The 1,378-nt window shown below is 53.3% G+C and carries 2 protein-coding genes; one reads left to right on the top strand and one right to left on the bottom strand.

Going from position 1 to position 1,378, the window contains the following annotated elements; genetic code table 11:
• Positions 1 to 490: uridine kinase (gene udk / locus WH277_RS01120; protein ID WP_339503877.1), on the bottom strand; the 490-nt coding region annotated here is incomplete at its 3' end.
• Between the two features lie 271 nt (positions 491 to 761).
• On the opposite strand from udk, the gene WH277_RS01115 reads away from it, so the two are divergent.
• Positions 762 to 1,378, top strand: a 617-nt coding sequence (locus WH277_RS01115) for a phosphatase PAP2 family protein (RefSeq protein WP_339503876.1), incomplete at its 3' end; no start/stop codon positions are given.

Genomic DNA, 1,378 nt, shown 5'->3' with positions numbered 1-1,378 from the left:
CCGAATCCATTGAGCGCCCACGTTCGTTCACATCGCGTTTCATACGACGCATCAAACAGATGTCCAGCGGGGTATCAACGAAAATAGAGAAGTTCATCTCCTGACGCAGTCGCGCATCCGTCAGTAGCAAAATCCCCTCAAGGATAATCACTTTTTTCGGCTTAAGGCAGAGGGTTTGCTGGGTGCGGGTGTGTTCCACATAGCTGTATACGGGGAGCTCAATCTCCTGACCGGCTTTCAGCATTTGCAAATGCTGCAACAGGAGATTGTGGTCCATGGCACTGGGGTGGTCGTAGTTCGTCTTGACCCGCTCCTCCATAGTGAGGTGGCTCTGGTCTTTGTAGTAGGCATCCTCGGGGATGACACCAATATTTTCATCACCCACGCGATCGCGCACTTCACGATACAACGTACTGGCAATAAGACTTTTTCCCGAGGCTGAAGCGCCTGCGATACCTACGATGACGCACTGATGCGACTTGTCAGTCATATATTAAAGACCTGATTCTGAGACAATATAAGGGTAAGCATAACCCGGCAGATTTCGAGCCCCTCATGGGGCCTGCTGTTGACGCAGGCAAATAACGTCAATAAACCTGCCTGCGGCTTGAAATATGAAGGGCATAGAGGGCGCAATTATAGGGAGTTACCCCTGCTGATGCCAGCAAAAAGCGCCTGCAACTTTTTCAGACTTTCCCGTTAGGCGACAATCAGTTTCATCGTTAAACTGATGGACAGAAAAACAGTAAAAAGGAAACCGTGTGTCCTGGCATATTGTCCATATTTTGACCTATTTTGGCGACAGCATGTTGCTGATCCCCACCGCAGCCATTATGGCGTTACTCCTTCACCGGAAAAGCGACAATAAACGCACCGCCTGGTACTGGTTGCTGGCCTTCTGCACCGCAGGCGCGGTGGTCAGCCTGTCGAAAATCGCCTTCTTGGGGTTTGGTATTGGCAGCGCTCGTTTCAATTTCACCGGTTTCAGTGGCCACAGCGCAATGTCTGCAACCCTCTGGCCGGTGATGCTCTGGCTGTTGGGCGCGCGTCTGCCAACAATCTGGCGTACCGCAGCGATCGCTATCGGCTATCTGATCCCGCTGATGGTCGGCATCTCGCGCCTGGTATTAAATTATCACTCTGTCAGTGAAGTGGTCAGCGGATTGATCCTCGGCTTTACACTGAGCAGCGCCTTCCTGATCGGCCAGCGCCACACCCGCCCGCGCGGATTCTCCCTGTGGCAACTGAGTATTGCCCTGCTGGTGCCGCTGCTGCTGATTGGTCATGGCCGCATCGCCACCACCCAGCAGTTCCTGCAACGCCTGTCCGTGCAGATCGCCGGTATCGATCATGCCTGGACCCGTGAAGAGTTGCTCAA

The sequence above is a fragment of the Erwinia sp. MYb416 genome, from assembly GCF_037479575.1.
Classification (GTDB): domain Bacteria; phylum Pseudomonadota; class Gammaproteobacteria; order Enterobacterales; family Enterobacteriaceae; genus Erwinia; species Erwinia rhapontici.
Note: the sequence above shows the minus strand (reverse complement) of the source record. Positions and strands in the feature narration are given on the sequence as shown.